Annotated in this window: 13 protein-coding genes and 3 pseudogenes; 4 read left to right on the forward strand and 12 right to left on the reverse strand. The window is 39.7% G+C overall.

Annotated elements, in window-relative coordinates:
- Nucleotides 1-308 precede the first annotated feature (308 nt).
- Both V7K21_RS05635 and V7K21_RS05640 read left to right on the forward strand, forming a co-directional pair.
- The gene (locus V7K21_RS05635; protein ID WP_335172319.1) at nucleotides 309-1,613 is read left to right on the forward strand and encodes a hybrid sensor histidine kinase/response regulator; all 1,305 of its coding nucleotides are present in this window, start codon (nucleotides 309-311) and stop codon (nucleotides 1,611-1,613) included.
- A gap of 33 nt (nucleotides 1,614-1,646) precedes the next feature.
- Nucleotides 1,647-2,078 (forward strand): annotated as a pseudogene (locus tag V7K21_RS05640) (FIST N-terminal domain-containing protein); the annotation flags it as partial.
- A 452-nt stretch (nucleotides 2,079-2,530) separates the two neighbouring features.
- Here the strand turns inward: V7K21_RS05640 and V7K21_RS05645 are convergent.
- Together V7K21_RS05645 and V7K21_RS05650 are read right to left on the reverse strand one after the other, a co-directional pair.
- On the reverse strand, nucleotides 2,531-3,964 hold the full coding sequence (locus V7K21_RS05645; protein ID WP_335172321.1) for an oligosaccharide flippase family protein: 1,434 nt from the start codon (nucleotides 3,962-3,964) through the stop codon (nucleotides 2,531-2,533).
- Between the two features lie 85 nt (nucleotides 3,965-4,049).
- Nucleotides 4,050-4,322, reverse strand: coding sequence for a hypothetical protein (locus V7K21_RS05650; RefSeq protein ID WP_335172323.1), 273 nt, complete (start codon nucleotides 4,320-4,322; stop codon nucleotides 4,050-4,052).
- Nucleotides 4,323-5,677: 1,355 nt separating this feature from the next.
- On the opposite strand from V7K21_RS05650, the pseudogene V7K21_RS05655 reads away from it, so the two are divergent.
- Nucleotides 5,678-5,837, forward strand: a pseudogene (locus V7K21_RS05655) (transposase); the annotation flags it as partial.
- Nucleotides 5,838-6,208: 371 nt separating this feature from the next.
- Here V7K21_RS05655 and V7K21_RS05660 read toward each other — a convergent pair.
- Nucleotides 6,209-6,880, reverse strand: a pseudogene (locus tag V7K21_RS05660) (IS1 family transposase).
- Nucleotides 6,881-6,952: 72 nt separating this feature from the next.
- Between V7K21_RS05660 and V7K21_RS05665 the strand changes: the two are divergent.
- On the forward strand, nucleotides 6,953-7,897 hold the full coding sequence (locus V7K21_RS05665) for a glycosyltransferase family 2 protein (RefSeq protein WP_335172324.1): 945 nt from the start codon (nucleotides 6,953-6,955) through the stop codon (nucleotides 7,895-7,897).
- A gap of 149 nt (nucleotides 7,898-8,046) precedes the next feature.
- On the opposite strand, the gene V7K21_RS05670 is transcribed toward V7K21_RS05665, so the two are convergent.
- The 9 genes from V7K21_RS05670 to V7K21_RS05710 form a co-directional block, all read right to left on the reverse strand.
- The gene (locus tag V7K21_RS05670; RefSeq protein WP_335172326.1) at nucleotides 8,047-9,651 is read right to left on the reverse strand and encodes an NAD(P)H-quinone oxidoreductase subunit N; all 1,605 of its coding nucleotides are present in this window, start codon (nucleotides 9,649-9,651) and stop codon (nucleotides 8,047-8,049) included.
- A gap of 323 nt (nucleotides 9,652-9,974) precedes the next feature.
- Nucleotides 9,975-10,247: a hypothetical protein gene (locus V7K21_RS05675; RefSeq protein ID WP_335172328.1), complete on the reverse strand. Its 273-nt coding sequence runs from the start codon at nucleotides 10,245-10,247 to the stop codon at nucleotides 9,975-9,977.
- 81 nt (nucleotides 10,248-10,328) lie between these two features.
- Complete coding sequence (locus V7K21_RS05680) at nucleotides 10,329-11,390, reverse strand: WD40 repeat domain-containing protein (RefSeq protein ID WP_335172330.1); 1,062 nt, start codon at nucleotides 11,388-11,390, stop codon at nucleotides 10,329-10,331.
- A gap of 70 nt (nucleotides 11,391-11,460) precedes the next feature.
- Complete coding sequence (locus tag V7K21_RS05685) at nucleotides 11,461-12,429, reverse strand: CobW family GTP-binding protein (protein ID WP_335172332.1); 969 nt, start codon at nucleotides 12,427-12,429, stop codon at nucleotides 11,461-11,463.
- 277 nt (nucleotides 12,430-12,706) lie between these two features.
- A complete protein-coding gene (locus V7K21_RS05690; protein WP_335172334.1) occupies nucleotides 12,707-13,528 on the reverse strand; it encodes a class I SAM-dependent methyltransferase in 822 nt (273 codons plus the stop codon).
- Between the two features lie 87 nt (nucleotides 13,529-13,615).
- Entirely contained in the window at nucleotides 13,616-14,527 is a 912-nt protein-coding gene (locus V7K21_RS05695) for an alpha/beta fold hydrolase (protein WP_335172336.1), read from the reverse strand.
- 146 nt (nucleotides 14,528-14,673) lie between these two features.
- The gene (locus V7K21_RS05700; RefSeq protein ID WP_335172338.1) at nucleotides 14,674-15,114 is read right to left on the reverse strand and encodes a SufE family protein; all 441 of its coding nucleotides are present in this window, start codon (nucleotides 15,112-15,114) and stop codon (nucleotides 14,674-14,676) included.
- Nucleotides 15,115-15,567: 453 nt separating this feature from the next.
- On the reverse strand, nucleotides 15,568-16,083 hold the full coding sequence (locus tag V7K21_RS05705; RefSeq protein WP_335172340.1) for an RNA recognition motif domain-containing protein: 516 nt from the start codon (nucleotides 16,081-16,083) through the stop codon (nucleotides 15,568-15,570).
- 632 nt (nucleotides 16,084-16,715) lie between these two features.
- Nucleotides 16,716-18,977, reverse strand: a complete 2,262-nt coding sequence (locus V7K21_RS05710) for a M48 family metalloprotease (RefSeq protein ID WP_335172342.1) — start codon at nucleotides 18,975-18,977, stop codon at nucleotides 16,716-16,718.
- Nucleotides 18,978-19,003: the final 26 nt, after the last annotated feature.

A 19,003-nucleotide genomic window follows, 5' to 3' on the forward strand; every position in this document is an offset into this window, starting at 1 on the left:
TCCACAGGTCAAAAGTAGCAAGAACAAAGATTTACCAGATAAATTTAATAGTAATAGTTCATTTTAATCCCACGTTTTTAAACGTGGGTCACTGTAGCGATCGCCTCCGTGGTTGCATAGGGCAATTTAGTGTGAGAATGTTGCTGTTATCAGAGTTTTTGGGAACTATAGGATTGTCAGACTAGAAATTTATCAATCAGTCTGCCAATAAAATACAGGTGACTTAGCTGCGATCGCAGGGTGAATAGTGAACAAGTAACAAGGAGTTAAATTAATTTCAATACATGAATTATAAGAAAGTTATAAAAATGCCGAATGTCCTAGAAGATAGTTTAATTTTAGTGGTAGATGATACTACTACAAATTTAGAAATTGTCTTTGAGATATTGACTAATGTAGGTTTTGAAGTTGCTACAGAGATGGATGGTAAAAGAGCACTTCAACAGGCTGAATCTATACTGCCTGATTTGATTTTATTAGATGTAATCATGCCAGGAATAGATGGATTTGAAACCTGTAAAAAGTTGAAACAAAATTCAGCAACTTGTGATATTCCAGTAATTTTTATGACAGCCAATTCTGATACAGATAGTAAGGTAACGGGTCTAAGTATCGGGGCAGTTGATTACATTACAAAACCCTTTCATGAAGAAGAGTTATTAGCTAGAATCAAAACCCATCTTCAATTACGAAATCTCACAAAAACTTTAGAAAAACGAGTTACAGAAAGGACAACAGCGTTGTCTAGGGCATTAAAAGACCTACAAGAGTCTCAACTTCAGCTTGTACAGACGGAAAAAATGTCTGCTCTTGGTCAATTAGTAGCAGGAGTTGCTCATGAAATTAATAATCCCGTTGGTTTCATTCATGGCAATCTCAGACACGCTTCAGTATATTTCCAAGACATGATTAACCTCATTGATCTCTATCAGCAGCACTATCCTAATCCGGTTCCAGAAATTCAAGAGGAAATTGCAGCTATAGATTTGAATTATATGCTTTCTGATCTACCTAATTTAATTTCCTCAATGAAAGAGGGTGTTCAGCGTATTCGCAACATTAGTACTAGTCTGAGAACCTTTTCTCGAGCAGATAGCGATCGCAAAGTTTCTTGCAACATTCATGATGGCATAGACAGCACAATCATGATCCTCAAATACCGCTTAAAAGCATCTAAGGATCGACCCGATATTCAAGTAATTAGAGATTACGATAATTTGCCAGAATTAGAATGCTTTCTCGGACAATTAAATCAGGTATTTATGAATTTGTTAGCTAATGCTATTGATGCTTTAGAGGAGTCTAATGTAGGACGCACCTATATTGAAATTGAAGCAAATCCCAACCAAGTTTTGATTCAGACTACCCTCAATGAAAACAAAAATCATATTTTGATTCGCATTAAAGATAATGGCATAGGAATGTCTGCTGATGTCCAACAAAAAATCTTTGACCATTTATTCACCACTAAGCCTGTGGGTAAAGGTACAGGATTAGGATTATCAATTGCCCGTCAAATTATTGCCGAAAAACATGGAGGAACTCTAGAGGTAAATTCAGCAATAGGACAAGGTTCAGAGTTTATTATCAAGCTTCCCATTAAAAAATCATAGCAAATCACGTTCATCAATATAATAGGTAAATTTATGTTCAAAGCAGTAGTAGGTCACAGTAACGATCCAGATTCTCTATCAGCAGTTGAAGAAGTTCTTCAGCAATATACCAATTCTCTTGCAGGAGATATACCAAAAGCTGGGATTATTTTTGCTGCAATTGACTTTGAACATTCCCTCATTTTGCAGCAAATTCATCAGCCTTTTCCGGGGATTGAGTTGATTGGTGGAACAACAGATGGGGAAATTTCTTCCGTCTTAGAGTTTCAGCAGGACTCAATCACCTTAATGTTATTTTGCTCAGACGAAGTTTAAATTCATGCAGGAGTAGGACGCAAAGTTTCAGGTGATTCAGTTACTGTAACTAAACAAGCTGTGGAGCAAGCTAAAGCAAAAAGTACCGCAACCCCAAAGCTATGCTTAACTCATCCAGAGAGTCTTACAACTAGTGGTGTCTCTATAATGATTTGCTTGTAGTAAGCGGCTTCAGCCCTGCTTTTATACAACTTAAATGCTCATTAGCTTATAAGGTCATAGTGACCGAATAGTTAGCAATTTGTAATTAATTACGGTTTCAGAGTTGCTAAGTTTATTTAGGGAAAACAGGGATTTTTTATCCTTATTGTGAGCAGCGGATTTATCCGTCAGGATAAACGCACGTGATTTCTGAAATGCTTACTGGTGGATAAAAATCTTGATTAAAAAATAGTCTTTGATGCTCAAGATTGGAACTCATGCAGAAAAATGATTTTTATACTTTAGATGCGTTTACCCTAAATAGTTTGGTTAGTTTCATTTACCGTTACTAATTTTTTGGTGCTTTTTTTTCTGGTTGAAGATATTCAATATTCATTAGTTTAGTTATTTTAATATTTTGCAAAATTGCTATTTTATAAGCAGGGTCAAGCATTGAAACTTCATCCCTTTTTTACCTTTTTTACAAACTTTTCCCAGATAATATTAATTCCACCTAAAACATGAATACTCATCAAAACAACAAATAAAATATAAAAGGAAGTCGCAATAATCAAAGTTAAGAAAAAGTCTAAATTAATATTTTTTAAAATTAGAAATATAACTAGCATCAAAGTGCCGATTATAACTGGACGGCGAATAATTCGCCAAAAATTTAATGGAAATAAGAGAGTATAAGTAAAGTAAACATACTGGCTAAAGCCAAGAACAGTCATTACTAATGTCATTATAGCTGCACCTAGTAAATGATATTGCGGAACTAATGCCACACCTACCAAGCTTGCTAATATAGTTGTAATAAACACTTCACGCAGGTTCACTATCTCAAAATGATTGGCTACAAGTAGATTGCACAGTGTGCGTATGAAGGGCAATAAAAGTAGTGATACAGCAGTTATACTCAGAGCTAAACTTCCTTGAGCAAAACTAGGGGTATAGATAAAAACCAGTAAATCTTTACCAAAAAATAACAATCCAAGGAATAAGGGTAATCCCATAGTTAGTATAATTTCAATAAAGTTTTCAGCGATCTGCTGCTGCTTTTCCTGTCCTTGATTTGCTGCTTTTGAGAGTGTCGGGAACATTCCTACACTGATACTGTTGGCAATAATCAAAAAGGGTTGTAGCACTTGTCCTATTCCACCAAAAAGACCAACTAAAAATTCATTTCCTAACAATGAAAGAATTAAGATTTGCATTCTACTACTGACTACAGCCATTGCTTCAATAGCAACAAATGTCCGTACATTTTTAATTGTATCCCATACAAAAATTCTATCAATCTGCCATTGGATTTTGACTGACTGTGTGATAAAAATCCATTCAATTATCAGAATTAGTGTTTCTGAAAAAAATAGGATTGCCCCCACAGATTCAATTCCATATTTCAGTTGCATCGCCCAAATCATTATGATTACGCGTCCAATGTACACTGGCACTGTAGCGATAGCAATCAGATGCATCTTTTCTTGAGCTTGAAAAATTGCCTCAGTGATATTGGAAAGTGCAAAAGGAATGATCGTGAAGCCCATGATGTAGCAAATAGTCGAGGTTTTAGAGCTATAGGGAAGTAAAAACACTACAATCACCAAAGCCCCATAACTGAAAAAACTAAATATTAATTGCAACCAGCTACCACTTATTAAACAAACAGGTGTTTTTTCTGGTTCACGGGCTAGTTCTCTGGTAAACAATACTTTTAGCCCTTGTGAAGCAATGCCCATAAACATATAGTAGAAGCTATACGCTAGTAGATACTGCCCTAAAGCCTCAACTCCTAGAGTCTTAGCGATAGCAGCGGTTAATACAAAGGCTGTAATGCTTTGCGCTAACCGATTGACCATCATTGAGAGCGAATTACTTATAGCAGTAAACATTTGGCTCAAATACGAACGTGTGTACTATGAAGTTAATTTGCTGAAATTAAGAGTTATATAATACTTGCTTACTGGCTCGAAATATTCAGTAAGGTACTGTTGCTCCCAGAATAGCTGTCGAAGCAATAACATCTCGCAATGCGATTGCACTTATATAGGGATGTGCAGTTGAGTGATATACAAAAATTTTGCTTAAATGATTTGACAGCAAGGATTCTGGTGTTCTCATGCAATCGATAATCGCTATAAGACTCACATTCTTACCTCGTTGTTGAGGACGTGTCCCATAAGCTCTTTGTCCTGATAATGCCCGTCTAAATTGACGAGTCATTCCTAAATTGACTACAACTTCATCCACAAATACCAAATCCTCTATTAGCAGGGTGGTTATTTGTTTCCTGTAATTTCTTCGTAAGTTTTAAGCTCGCTTTATCTGCCTTTGAGTGGCATGGAATGTTTTTTTCGAGTTAATCCCAAACGTTTCAGTACACGACTAATAGTGGAGCTACTCACCTCAACCAGGGTCTGTTTTCTCGAGTACTATTTCTCCCAAAACTATCAAGCAGAAAAGTATTCTATTTTTTAGAGCATTCCAAGGTATAAAAACTTTTGTTACAGTTAATTGATTAAGTTGACTCAAGGTTTGCTGAAGTTGATATCTGTCTAATGAATTAGCATTCGCCGTTCCAAATACAATATAATACTTTTCTTTTTTTATAAAGTAAGCAATCTGCTCATGATCTTAAAGTTCACAAATAATGAATACAGAAGAACAAACTATTTTTTCTGCTTGTGCAGATATTCAAGAGTAATATTTGCAGCATATATTCCAGTATAAATAATATACTTAGCATCCAAGATAATATTAATCTGGGATATGTAATATCAACAACTGGTTTATACAATAAACAAGTAAGAAGTATTAATCCATGAGCAAAAGTTAGTGATTTGATAATATTGAAATAGTCATAGCGTTTTTGACTTTCTCGATAAATACCTTGGACAGCTAGTAATTCCTAATTGAATTCCAACTTTAGCATGTTTAGCTAGACTAATTCAGTCTTGCTTAAAAGTTCTTTGTTTATTTACGCATAATTACTGATTAACAAAACTTGCAAATATATAATATAAGAAAATGCATCAAAAGTTTAATTATCGTTACAAAAATTTACATATGGAGTTTCCCGATCCAGTGAGTTACAGATAGAGAATATCTCAATCGTATTTCCTTCAGTAGAAATAAAAGCATACTCGCTTGACCTAAGCTGTCGCGTGTATAAAGTATAACTTGCACCTTTTATGGTCTGGAACCCTTATTGCAATGAGAACACTCTTGAAAATTAAAGACGCGACAGTTGACGCCAGAAAATTGTTGAGACATACGCTGAAGGGAAGAGTTCTCAAAGACTGCTAGCCAAGCAATTTTGAGTCGCGTTAAGTTTTATTGAAAAATTACTCAAACAACATCGACAGACGGTAAATATCGTAACTAGCGCTCTTTTATGTCTCTGCCAAGAGAAAGAAGATGCTGACCTAGAATCTTGTTCAAAGCCTTGTTTTATCAACCAAAAAAAATCTTTGCTTGTAACCAAGCATGAAAAAATAAGGCTTATAATATTCTCTAACGAGAGTAATAAAACAGCGCTAGGGCGTGTCATCAATTACTTAAACTGAAATTAGAACTGCTAAAGAAGAATAGACAACAAAAAAACGATAACACGCCGATACGCATTACGAGATGACCTGTGGGAGAGAATCAAAGACCTGCTACCTGGGCGAGAGAGCGATGTGGGAGTTACCGATAAAGGACAATCGATTGTTTATCGAAGCAGTTTTATATTGTTACCGAGCAGGTATCCCCTGGCGTGACTTGCTCTTTCCCGATTCGGGAATTTTCGGGTGTGAATCACCCATTTCAGTCAATTAATATTTAATTTATCAAGATGTTAGTGAATGTCTGACAATATGCTAAGTTTATTTTATAAGTAAAAAAGACGACCGTATAAGAGGATGTTTGAAAAGTCCTCTTGTCGGTATCAAAAGTTCTAGTTATCTCTAAATCCCCCTTAAAAAGGGGAATTTTGATTCCGGTAACCTCTTTTTTAGGAGGTATAGGGGATATAAAAGTGCCTAAAGTTACAGTAAAACACTTTTCAAACAACCTCTAACAATCCGAATCACATCAGGATTAGGACTGTGAAATTACTAAACAAGTAATGATGTATTGTAGTAATAAATGAAATACTAAATGGCACCAATGTGATTCTCTAACGACGTAAGAATTGGACAGGGTTTTTCGGACTAATTGGAACACACATTGTCTCAATGTTGCATTGTTAAATCGCTCAATGTAGCTCGTTTTTCCCGTCTTTTTTCTCACTGTTCAATGCCGCTTGCTCGGTAACACTGCCGCATACACAAAACAAAAATCGATGTAATATCGCACACTGGCGATAGACCGTATAGTAAGGTATTTCATAACTGACGGGCAGAGGCTTGGTTCCGCGCCAATATAAATACCAACAATTTCGCGCGTGTCTGCATCGAGCGCTAACTAAACCCATTGCTTGTTACTCAAATTGTCCACAAATGACCGCAATTCATCGCATTGAATCGTTAAACTCCCCTTTTTTTTGGATGCCACTTGTACGCTTCGGGGGATTAACGCATATTTCTCATTCACGTAGTTTCCAGCCCTGGCTCGTAAAGCTGTGTGGCACGAGCAATTCCTGCAAGTGAGATGCGTGAGAGCAGCAGTTGGTCAATCAATTCTCGTGTCCCCAAATCAATGACTTTCTTTGGCGAATGCTCAAGGAATTGCCGTCCGCATTCATGACACTTGAATCGTTGTTTCCCGTTGTGGATGCGACCATTCTTAACTGTTTTACAAGAAGCACAGTTTGGGCAGACAGGCATGGGTAAAGAGTAATAGCAATCACTTCTACTCTATCTATCATTACATCTTAATCACTACCCAAAAAATTAGCAATGGTAAATGAAACTAACCAAATAATAGTCAGTGTCGTGATTCCTACACGCAATAGACCACAAATTGTTGCAAAGAGTGTCATGACTGCACTAACTCAAACGCTGGAATCAATTGAAGTGATTGTGATCATAGACGGTCCCGATCAGGAAACAGTCAATGGACTATCTCAGATAGCTGATCCAAGATTGAGAGTAATAGAACTACCAAAAAATGTTGGGCCATCAGGGGCTAGAAATACTGGCGTGAGAGAGGCTAAAGGCACTTGGATAGCCTTTTTAGATGACGATGATGAATGGCTTCCAGAAAAATTGGAGCGTCAACTTGAAGTAGCAAATAATTCCAATTATGATTTTCCAGTTGTCGCCAGTCGTTTCATTTCCCATACTCATAAAGGTAAGTTTGTTTGTCCGAGAAGGCTACCTAACCTCTCGGAACATTTAAGTGAATATCTTTTTGCGCGTAACTCCTTTTTTAAAGGAGAGGGCTGCATACAAACCTCAACTCTTTTCGTGAAAAAAGAGTTAATGCAAAAAATGCCTCTAGAAGAAAAATTTTACAGACATGAGGATTGGGAGTGGTTGCTTCGGGTTAGTGCTATCGAAGGTGTAGGAATAGAGTTTGTGCCTGAGCCTATGTCAATCTGGCATTCAGAAATGGGAATCAAGCGCTTAAGCAACATCAAGGACTGGCAATATTCTTTGGATTGGATTCGTTACAACCGCAATTTAGTAACACCAAAGGCTTATTCAGGCTTCATTGCAACAATTATCGCTCCTTCTGCCTCCTTTGTAGGTGATTGGAAAGCCTTCTTTCCTTTGTTGGGGGAAGCTATACGATGGGGCAAGCTCCGACCGATTGACATATACTTGTACTTAACTATGTGGCTATTCCCTCAGCAGTTACGGCAGCAAGTTCGCTCTATTTTAGCCAAAAAAACAACTTAGGTGTTTTTCTACTCCAGGAATATGAATTAACGAAAATTGGTCGTTTCAAGCTTTTCTCAATATTAAGTTAAAAGATATAACAAACGCCTGTCTGCTAATTAGCGAACAGGCGTGTCCTGTAGCACAAAGTTCTATTGAGTGAGACTCGGTTAAATCTTGGTAGTAGAATCAACTGAGGGTTGAGACTGACTAACCGAATCTAACTTTGGTAAAAGCAGCAGATTTTGTGCTTTTAGATTACTGTTGATTGTTGCTTGCAAAATTGGGGTATGGGAGATGGAATTGTTAGCCAATGTAAACAGTGGATTTGACAAAATTCCTGCTATGGAAGTAGCAATTAATGTTACCACCAACCCAACTTGCAAAGGTTTCAGCCCAGGCAAGTCCCAACGCACTTGTGGATAATTCTTCACCGCGTCGGACATTTCATGGGGTTCTTTGACTACCATCATCTTGACTACGCGAATATAGTAGTAGATGGAGACGACGCTGGTAACTAAGCCCAGTAAGACTAACCAATAAAGTCCTGCTTGCCAACCAGCCCAAAATAAGTAAATCTTGCCGAAAAACCCAGCCAATGGTGGAATACCACCCAAGGAAAGCAGGGCGATACTCAACCCCAATGTTAAGAGTGGGTCTTTTTGGTATAAACCAGAATATTCGGCAATCTGGTCGGTTCCTGTCCGTAGTGAGAACAGAATGATGCAGGTAAAGCCGCATAGGTTCATGAACAGGTAAACCAGTAGGTAAAATATCATACTGGCATACCCTGCCTGTGTACTAGCAATCAAACCAATCATCACAAACCCGGCTTGGGCAATGGATGAATAAGCTAGCATCCGTTTCATGCTGGTTTGGGCTAAGGCGACTACGTTACCCAAGATCATGCTGAGAACGGCTAGAGCAGTAAAGACAAACCTCCACTCGTCAGCAACAAGGGGGAAGGCTGTTGTCAGTAAGCGGATGGCTAGGGCAAACCCAGCTGCTTTGGAACCAACTGATAAAAAGGCAATTACTGGGGTGGGAGCGCCTTCGTAAACGTCTGGTGTCCACTGGTGGAAGGGTGCAGCAGAGATTTTGAAGCCAATACCTGCGATCGCAAAAACCAGGGCAATCACTAAAGCTAAAGATTGACCGACTTTAGCTGTGGCAATACCATTAGCGATCGCACTCAGTTCCGTTTGTCCTCCAGATAGTCCATACAGCAGTGATACGCCATACAAAAATATTGCCGTACTGGAAGCTCCTATTAACAAGTATTTCAGCGCCGCTTCATTGGAGCGAGGGTCACGCTTGGTATAACCTGTCAATAAATAAGAGGAGATACTCAGGGTTTCTAGGGAGATGAAAATCATTACCAACTCACTAGCCCCGGATAAAAACATTCCTCCTAGAGTAGCGCTCAACAAAATAGCAATGAATTCTGCTAAAGCAGCGCCACTCTGTTCAATGTAGCTGATTGACATCAGTATAGTGGTAGCGGCAGACAAAGCAATGATGCCGCGGAAGACGATACTGAGGTCATCACCAATGAAAGCACCAGTAAAAGAGATGGGATTTGGCGCATCCCATTGGAAGTATAGGGCGATGATCGAAGTCAGCAAACCTGCGATCGCTAGATATCCAATCCAGCGTGCGGATGTACGCCCCAAAATCAAATCAACAATCAAAACCCCCAAGAGGGTGAGAATAACAATCCCCTCTGGCAAAATCGTTCCAGCATTTAACTGGGATGCAATATTAGCAAAATCCATGAGATGTATAGGTTTTGGCGATTAGACATTAAGGCTAACTCTGTTCACTCTAGCAAGTTTTCCAATTCCGGGACTAGCTCTTTTATTCAAGAGCTTAACAGCTTGGGTAGAGATACGCGATTGCACCAACTTCAGTGCCTTTCTCAGTATCTAGGAATTCACTGAACAGCTTCCCTACTTCTTTTTAAGGTGTGACCTTCAGTGAATATCTTGATTACATAAATAATCATGCCACAGCCAGCGCAATCGCCACGGACAAAAAGCTCATTAAAATTAATCAGGGCACAGCAATGCTGTGCCCCTACAGTATTCATAACTCCTAACTAAAAATCGACAGATGGCAGTTTGCCTTGTAGCGACTGAAATTTAGCTTGAACACAGTTTGCACAATTGCAACCAAGTTGATCAATAATCGGATTAGATATTTGAGTCAATTTTGGTGTTACTAAATCAGGAATTTGTTGTGTAGATGCTACCGTAATAATTTGTGTAGCATATGCAGATTTCAGGCTGGATGCATGTGCTGGATTGACTACCAGCAGCATAAATGCCAGAAGGGCAGGACAGGCAAGTAAAATCAGTTTGACTATGTTCATAATTCTCACAAAGATACCTTTGCTGATACAGGATAGCTAATAAATTACCGGGGTTCAACTTCAACAAGTAGTGAGTATTGCTTAACTACGCCCGAATCCTTGACCCCGCAAAACCTTCGACCAAACAACTAATTCGCCCTTCTCACCACCTGCGGCTAATAACTTACCTTGGGGATGCCAAGCTAGGCTAGAAAAGCCTCCTGAGACACCTGTGATAATTTGGGATACTTCCTTGGCTTGGTTCCACAAGCACAACCAGCCGTCAGCAGCAGCAGAAGCGAGAAGGAAGCTTTTGGGTGCAAAGGCGATCGCATTGATCACATCTACATGATTAGTTAAGACTCGCGCTTCCCAACCTAAGGAATCATCCTCTAGCTTTTCCCACACCACAATACCTTCAACACTAGAAGATGCCAGTATCGGGGCACCCACTTTGGTTGTAGCTTCTGACCATGCCAATTGGCGAATTTTACCAGGGAAGCCACGCATTACCCAAGGGTCAGGGTTGTTCCATTCCAAAACGGTGACACTACGATCCATGTTGCCAGAAGCCAGGAATTTGCCATCGGGCGACCAAGCCATCGCTAGACTAACAGTAGTCGTATCCAGGCTGTATGGTTCTTCATCCCAGTTTTGACTATGCCAAATCTTGACTCCTTTATAACCACTAATAGCTAAGTATTGTCCGTCAATGCGCCAATCTATACCCAATACTGAAGAGTTGTCGAAATTCAGCGTCACGACAATTTCATCAGTATCTGCATCCCAGACTTGGACGTAACGCCCTAAACTAAAAGCCAGTTGGTTACTAGTGTAATTCCAAGCTAGCTTGTCAACCCATGCGGGGGCATTTTCTAAAGTGGCGATTAATTCACTATTCTGCCAAATTTTTACTTGTCCATTCTGTCCACCAACAGCTAAAAATTTTCCATCTGGCGAAAAGGCAAGACAGTCTACTGATTTACTGTTACCAGTTTGTAAGGTTGTGAGTTCGCCATCATTCCACAGAACGACTTCTCCAGCGGCGGAAGTTGCTGCTAAAGTCTTACCTTGTGGCGACCAAGCGATCGCAGTTACATAGTCTGAAAGTGTCCCCGAATAATGTTGTTCAAATTCCTTGGATTTGCTGGTTGTGGAGTTCATATTTTCTACAGAAGTTAGAAGTTAGAAGTTAGGAGTTTTGAATTTTTAACTGATAACTCCTAACTCGCTTTTATACAAGACACGCGAGAAAATCTTGCTTGAGTTGGCCTGCATCCAGATTGCGACCGATAAAGACCAGTTCGTTTTTGGGAGTTTCACTTGGTTTCCAGGGGCGATCAGGTTTGCCATCAAATATCATATGCACTCCTTGAAACACAAATCGATTATCTTCTCCAGCAATATTTAAAATGCCTTTCATCCGAAAGATATCTGGGCCTTGGGTACGTAGTAACTCGGAAATCCAAGCGTTTAATTTTTCTCCATCGACTGCGCCTGCTTCTACTAAAGCCACAGAAAAGACAGTTTCATCGTGTACATGAGCATCTTCGCCTAAGAAATCTGGATCAATTTCTAATGCTCGGTTTAAATCAAAGGCTTTTACACCTAATAAAGCATCCATTCCTAGTTCAGAATTTTGGGTACGGTAGATTTTTGCGATCGCATTCATCGCCCGAATCCGTTTTTCTAATTTATCTAATTCTTCTGGTGCTACCAAATCTGTTTTATTAAGTAAAATTACATCGGCAAAAGCAATCTGTTCTTGTGCTTCGTCTGCATCCCAATGCTGCGAGATATGCTTGGCATCTACGACTGTCACCACTGCATCTAGAGACAGTTGACTTTGCAAATCTTCATCAACAAAAAATGTCTGAATCACTGGTGCTGGATCGGCTAATCCAGTCGTTTCAATTACTAAATGGTCAAATTTATCGCGCCGCTTCATCAAATTGCCGATAATCCGAATTAAATCGCCGCGGACTGTACAACAGATACAGCCATTGTTCATTTCAAAAATTTCTTCATCTGCATCGATAATCAATTGATTATCAATACCCACTTCTCCAAATTCATTGACAATCACAGCAACTTTTTTGCCGTGTTCATAGGTGAGGATGTGATTGAGTAGAGTCGTTTTACCTGCTCCCAAATAGCCTGTAAGAACAGTAACGGGAACTGAATTGTTGATTACGTCCACCATACTTTAAATTCCCCTTGTCTCACTTTGTAGATAATCATTATCGCCTATGATAAATCTTTTTATATTTTTGTGCGAACTTGCTGTTATTTTGGGTTTCAGCAAAATCATCACATAATTTCATTAAGAAATATTTTATTTTTATGCATCTTTAATAAGTAATAAATATTCGCAAATTGGCGTAGCCTAGTATAAATATTGCATCCAAGCCGCTGAAACCTCAACTGTTCTTGGCTTTGATATAGTCTATCTATTAGCGATTTTCATTATTTTATTCTAGCTACTTTTCTGCAATAACAAGCATTTCGTAATCTTCAGTAGTTAGTTTATTATTACGGCTGAAAGCCCCTAAATGGCAGCCAACAATTTCTGTTTTGGTAAAACCAATCGATTTCAGCAGCCAGTTAATTTCCGGGGGAGTATAATATCTTTCATTACATTTAAGAAGTTTTTTATTACCTGAATCATCAGTTATTTCATAAACGGAATTATCGCGGAAAGTCATCAAATCAAAATAACCTTCCAGGCTTTTTGCTTCACCAGGATTGGAGTTAAGAAAATCCTTAATAGAATTAAACAGAGGATATAAACCATTGCAGGTAGTCAATATCAGCTTACCTGGAGATTTTAAGGAGGCATAAATATTTTTTAAAATACAAAAATTCATTTCATCTGTTTCCATTAAAGGAAAAGCTCCCTCACAAAGCATAATTGAAAGATAAAATTGTGTTTCAAAATAAAAATTACGGGCATCTTTTTTGATAAAATCAATTTTTAGTTTTTCTTCAGCAGCAGTTTTTATGGCTTTTTCGAGCATAGATTCTGATAAATCGATCCCCGTAACACTGTAACCACGCCTGGCCAACTCTAGTGAATGTCTTCCGGTTCCACAGCCAACATCAAGGATTAACTTATTTTTATCATAATCAAGTTCTTTTTCAATAAAATCAACTTCACCCAAGGTTCCAGAGGTATACCCCTCCTGATCATAGTTATCTGCATAATTATCAAATAATTCTTCATACCACTGTTTCATTATCTTCTTACCGGATTTAATTAATACTCTTTTTATAGCAGGTTTAGCGTTTTTTCTTGCTTGCAAAAACTTACTTGCAGTAGCTTGAACTAATCTTAAATCTTAATTTCGCACCAAGGTGCAAAATGATTCTTTGCGTCTTGGTGTGAAAATTTAATTTTCTGGGGAGAACAAAAAATCTTGAACTGCTTCTAAAACAACTGCTGGATATTCTTCATGTAGTCCCAAAGAACCAGGAATGACAACGCTTCTCACTCTTGGTAAGGCTACCAAAGCGTTCATTTCTTCTCGTGATTTCGGGGGGCTGGATTCTCCAATTACTACCATGAGCGGTACGGTTAAAGACTGCACAAGTTCCAAAAAATCAGATTGTTCGTGTACAGCATCAAGATTACCAGTTACAAAAGCAGCAGATGCAAATCGCGCTCCTGGTTGTTGAGTCGTGTGCCACTTCTTCTCAATGAAACTGGGTGTAATTTTCGCCACGTCAGTAAACACATGGCGGCGATACATAAAACTTAAGAAAGATTGGGTAGTGTTGAGTTTGTAGAGAGTTTGACCAAGTATAGGCGATCGCACCAATTCTCTCACCATACCAGCTATCTGTTGACTTGCTCCCATGGTCGGCAAAGGCCCACGCCAAGTAGGAGCTAACAACACAATCCGTGAGAAAGCAGCCTGCTTCACAGCTAATTGTAAAACGTAACTAGCAGCATGACCAGCCGCTACCACAGTAATTGGGGTATTAAAAATAGCTTTGACAAAATCTTCCAGAAATTGCTGATATATTTCCGGTCGGTAATTCAAACTAGGGCGAGAAGATTGTCCAAATCCAGGCCAATCTATGGCTACAACTTGAAAATGGGGAGCTAGTAGCCTGGCGAGTTCGCCCATTTCCAAACGCGTCGAAACAGTGCTGAAAGCTGGTAGTAGCAATAGCGGTGAACCTTTTCCGAGGGTTTCATAAACAACGCGCAATTGCTGATTTTCCCAATTCCAGAGATATTCTTGAACTACTCCACCAAAGCCAATAGCAGCAGAGGTAGATAATAAATTTGTTGACATTTGATTAAATTTATTATACAGAGTTAGGAGTGAGGAGTTAGGAGTAAAGACGTGATTAATCGCGTCTGTATAAGAGTTAGGAATTCAAAACTTATCACTCTTAACTTATAACTCTTCACTTTTGAGATTTATTTGCACTTATCTGTTTAGTTGGGCAAATCTAACTTACATTCCAATGCTTTTTTTTGCATGGTTTTAAAAATGTTGTAAAACCCATTAGCACGGGAAGGTGTCAGACTAACGTTTAAACCTGTTGCTTGAATAAAATCTGGAGTAAGTTGGACAATCTCAGTTGGCGTTAGTCCATCCAATCCTTCAACCAGAAGCCCTACTAATCCTTTGGTTAACTGGGAATCGGAATCGCCCTGAAACACAACTTTCCCATCATTCAAGGCTGCTGTGATATAAACTTGAGACACGCAACCAGGAACTTTATTTTCGGGTAATTTTTCAGCTTCTGGAAACTCATTGAGCTTCTGAGCATACCAGATTAGCTGTTCATAGCGTCGCTTCGGTTCGGAAGCGCGTTGAAAGCGCTGGACAATTTTAGCGAGCGCAGGTGGCAAAGAATCTAGAGTTGAGGACATAACAGAAGCTGCAAATGATCGGTATCACTTTGAGTGTAAATTATCTTTAGAGCGATTGCGCCGACCGTTCACTTGGCAGTATGAAGCTAGCTATTACTGACTATAACTTGTCAAATCCAGATAATTACTGCGTAGGCGCAGCCCGCCGTAGGCATCGCATTCACTTCGGTCAGGTTTTTGAATGCGCCTAATCACAAAAACTTAATTTTTTTATAAGCAAGTTTTGACAGTAACTCTATAGAAGTTACTGTTGTATCAGTATAGACTTATTGCTATTACGTAAGTCTGGGAAATAAGTGAAATTTATGTGTCGTTTGATTTAACTATGCGATCATACTTACAAAATTAGCTGCAAGTAGTTTTTAACTAAGCAGCTAGGTAATAATCTATAATTAAAAATTAAAAATCAAAAAAAATTCTGATTTTTAATTTTTAATTTCTCTCCCTTAGGGATTAATTTGTAGTTTGTGCAGCTAACATCTGCTTCAGCTTTTCTAATTCTGAAGCCCAACGAGGATCTGGACGAATAGCGTCTGAATCTGTAGTCGTAGTGGTACTTTCACGAGAAGCTCCGCCACCCCCGCCACGACGAGGCTTCTTAGAACCTTTCTCACGACGGCTACCTTCTCTACCTTCTCTATTAACGCTAGGAATGGGGGTACTCGTAGTAGCAACAGTAGCTGCTTTAGGAGCTTGCTCCTCGCTCTCCTCACCCTTTGTCCGAGGTAATGCCTTTTCTAGCTTAATAGGAGTGTCTTTAAACATCTGACCATTGTACTTTTCAATGATTTCGTCAGCTTGCTCGTCGTTGTTGACGGTAAGAAAACCGAAACCACGGCATTTGCCAGTTTTGCGGTCTTTAATTAATTTAGTAGTTACAGCATCACCTTCTGCTGCAAAAACTGCTTGCAGATCTTGACGATCTATTTCTTCTTTAGGCAAATTACCTATATATAGGCGAACGGGCATGAACTATACCTCCAGAGTTAAATGAACATGGCAAGGGGAGAAAACAATCACTTGGCTTTGGCTTTTAAATAGATGCTATTGACAAAGACTGCCATCAACCAATTTTTTTGCTCGAAACTGTCAACTTATACAATACAGTTTTTCGTCGGGATCAAGCTTGTTTAATCCAAAGGCTCACACTATTGTGAGCTAATAACACCTTAATTCTAAGAATTGTAAATTTAATAGCCTAGTGCCTGCTAAAGTACACGCTTTCTTCCATGCCTTTTTTGCAGAATCAAATACCATTCCTTACATTACCACGGTATTTTCTAGGTAGCTAGTTTAGCGCATACTTTTGCGACGTTAGTATTATTGCATCGTAACATAACATAAAACCCATTTTTTTATTCAAGGGAGAATATTTTGAAACAAAAACCAGCCAGTGGCTGGTTAATTTCCTGCTGTGTTGGGAGGATAAAAAGGTATGGAGTGGGGAAAAGCATCCGAGTTCATAACTAAGCTGTAATGCTGAGTTATGTCCGTTGCTATTGTTTGTGTAAATAAATGTAACACTTTTCCAGAAAACCTGCAATTTTTGTTTACATTTCGGTTTGTCCTTTGTCAGTTGTTTATTTTCTTCTGACCAATGACTAACCACTGAGAAAAACGTATGCGCCCCAAGCCTGTGCTGCAACTGCCAAAAAAATAGACCAAATGGGATGAGGGCTATGAATGGTTTTACCACTTTGAGTTTCCAGGGTTTGGATATCGATCCAAGGTGTTGCTCCTCGTCGGAACCAACCTGTGACGATAATTTGCCGACCAATCAGATCCTGGTGATTGACTGACTGTCCTAGCCAAGAAACGTGATGTAATTTCACTAAACCTGCACTGGACTGGAGGATTAAATCTTGTGCTAGAGAGTTGCTAGTGCCTTGACGACCTAATAGTTTACCCGCAATCCGCACACTGATACTGTCAATCGGTAAGGCACAAGGGTCAGCTAACAGGTTGGGCAGGCAGTCAGTTTGCACCGTGGCAGGTTTAATATCGGGGAAAAAAGAATTAATCCGCATCACTGTACCGATGCTAAAGCCAATTAGAAGGCAGCCTGTAATGAAAGACCAATCTTCATATATCCACTTTAGATTTAAAAACTTGAGTGCGAATGCTAGTTGCCACGTTAGCCAGACCAAAGCTGCAAACACAACCCCTAGAGGAATTCCTAACCAGGGAGCGATTTGTAATAAGAAAGACTGACGCTTAACCTTTGATGGTTCACTAGGAAAATGTAGTTCGGTGTCTAGATGCCAGTGACGGGCTATTTGGCAGAGGCGTTCGATGCGATCGCCCATTAGCGGATGGCTATTGTTAATTGTAAACCATTGGCGATAGGGATTGGCAGTATCCCACTTCAAAAAGGATTCAAAAGATAGATTGCTAGCAATAGTGCCCAAAGACAGGCTTTGTTGGTGACTCACTGGTGTCAAGAGATTTAAGCTTTCCAGTTGCCAACTAGTGTGTTCTTGTTTTTCAATATCAGCTGCAATTCCAATGGCAATTTTGAGTAAGGCGCGAATCAGGGCATTGGGATTACCAGTAATTTCAGCGGAGACGCGATCGCTATAATAAAGCCGCAACCGCGACAACCACAATGCAGTTCCAGTCAGCAAACACCAAACTTCATAAATTAGACTAGCCAGAATTGTCACCGGCCAGCGCCAAATCCCTGATATTTTGTCTCCCAACGCCGACACTTGCTGATATAGCTTATGAGTTGGTAGTGTCACCAGCAGCAACAAAGACATCACAGCAAAATCCCAGTGAGCAATATGCGCTAGCTGCGTGGCGTAGATAGTGGCAATTTCATCATCTGCCAGTTGCTGTAATAGCCCTTGACTGACAACAATCCTGGCATTACGTGGTAAACTACCATAGGTCAGGATAATCGGTGCAGCCATTGGTAAAATCCGCAGTTTGGGTAACGGCCAGTGCCGCTGTTGGCAACAACGTTGTAGCACCCGGACGGCTTCGCGGCTATGGGCATTCAATACATCCTTGGGAAATTCTCGTTGACCATACAAGTTCGCCAGTAGCAGATCCAGCAACCAAGGTGATACTCCGATCAAAATCACCAATACTATTAGCAACAATTGAGTAGGGTCGCGGTGTAAAAGCTGAAACGGCTCCACATAGGGTAGTTTGACCAAAGTCAGGTTGATGAATCCCAGTGCTAACTTGAGGATTTCTCGCATTACCCAAAACAGGGCGATAAATGTTCCTGCTGCCAGCAACCGCAAGGGAATTAATTTTGGTTTACGTAGGGGTTGCCATGCTCTGGCGCGTTGGGCTTGCCGCCAATAAATAACACCGAATAATTTGGCTTGGGTGCGGGTAACGGAACCCATGAAACCGTTTAGGGGTGCAGTTGGTGGAGGTAGTGGTGTCGCTACTGTAGCTTTGAGTCTACCTAGTGGCACCATTGGCGGAGTTTCGTCGCTCTTGGCTTCTATTACTTGATCTTCTGGCTTTTCCTCTAATGTAGAAGTTATCGGGGGAGTAACTGGAGGAGAATCTGGGGGAGAATTCTCAAAGGCAACAAATCCAGTTTCGACATTTTTTGATTCTTGATCAGGTTTTTTACGTTTTGTCAGGTGTTCGAGAGCGCGTGTTGCCCACTCTTGAACTTGCGGATTGTTACTCTCAATGAGATTCTGGGAAATAGCGATCGCTTTGGGAACTTCGCCACAGCGAGCATAAGCCATCACTAAACCAACCTGGGCTTGTAAGCTAGCAGTCGCATGATTTTGGCTGCTAGCAATAGGTTCTAGTTGAGCGATCGCTGTTTGATAATTTCCCTGCTTGAGGGCAACTAAACCAGCCTCCAAAGACGATTTGGCATGTGAAGGCATACAAATTCTGGCACTCCAATGTCTTC

The sequence above is a fragment of the Nostoc sp. genome (assembly GCF_036919595.1).
GTDB lineage: Bacteria > Cyanobacteriota > Cyanobacteriia > Cyanobacteriales > Nostocaceae > Nostoc.

Coding starts and splice junctions, on each gene's coding strand:
- V7K21_RS05635 (WP_335172319.1), top strand. CDS start 309: ATGCCGAATGTCCTAGAAGATAGTTTAATTTTAGTGGTAGATGATACT.
- V7K21_RS05645 (WP_335172321.1), bottom strand. CDS start 3,964: ATGTTTACTGCTATAAGTAATTCGCTCTCAATGATGGTCAATCGGTTA.
- V7K21_RS05665 (WP_335172324.1), top strand. CDS start 6,953: ATGGTAAATGAAACTAACCAAATAATAGTCAGTGTCGTGATTCCTACA.
- V7K21_RS05670 (WP_335172326.1), bottom strand. CDS start 9,651: ATGGATTTTGCTAATATTGCATCCCAGTTAAATGCTGGAACGATTTTG.
- V7K21_RS05675 (WP_335172328.1), bottom strand. CDS start 10,247: ATGAACATAGTCAAACTGATTTTACTTGCCTGTCCTGCCCTTCTGGCA.
- V7K21_RS05680 (WP_335172330.1), bottom strand. CDS start 11,390: ATGAACTCCACAACCAGCAAATCCAAGGAATTTGAACAACATTATTCG.
- V7K21_RS05685 (WP_335172332.1), bottom strand. CDS start 12,429: ATGGTGGACGTAATCAACAATTCAGTTCCCGTTACTGTTCTTACAGGC.
- V7K21_RS05695 (WP_335172336.1), bottom strand. CDS start 14,527: ATGTCAACAAATTTATTATCTACCTCTGCTGCTATTGGCTTTGGTGGA.
- V7K21_RS05700 (WP_335172338.1), bottom strand. CDS start 15,114: ATGTCCTCAACTCTAGATTCTTTGCCACCTGCGCTCGCTAAAATTGTC.
- V7K21_RS05705 (WP_335172340.1), bottom strand. CDS start 16,083: ATGCCCGTTCGCCTATATATAGGTAATTTGCCTAAAGAAGAAATAGAT.
- V7K21_RS05710 (WP_335172342.1), bottom strand. CDS start 18,977: ATGCCTTCACATGCCAAATCGTCTTTGGAGGCTGGTTTAGTTGCCCTC.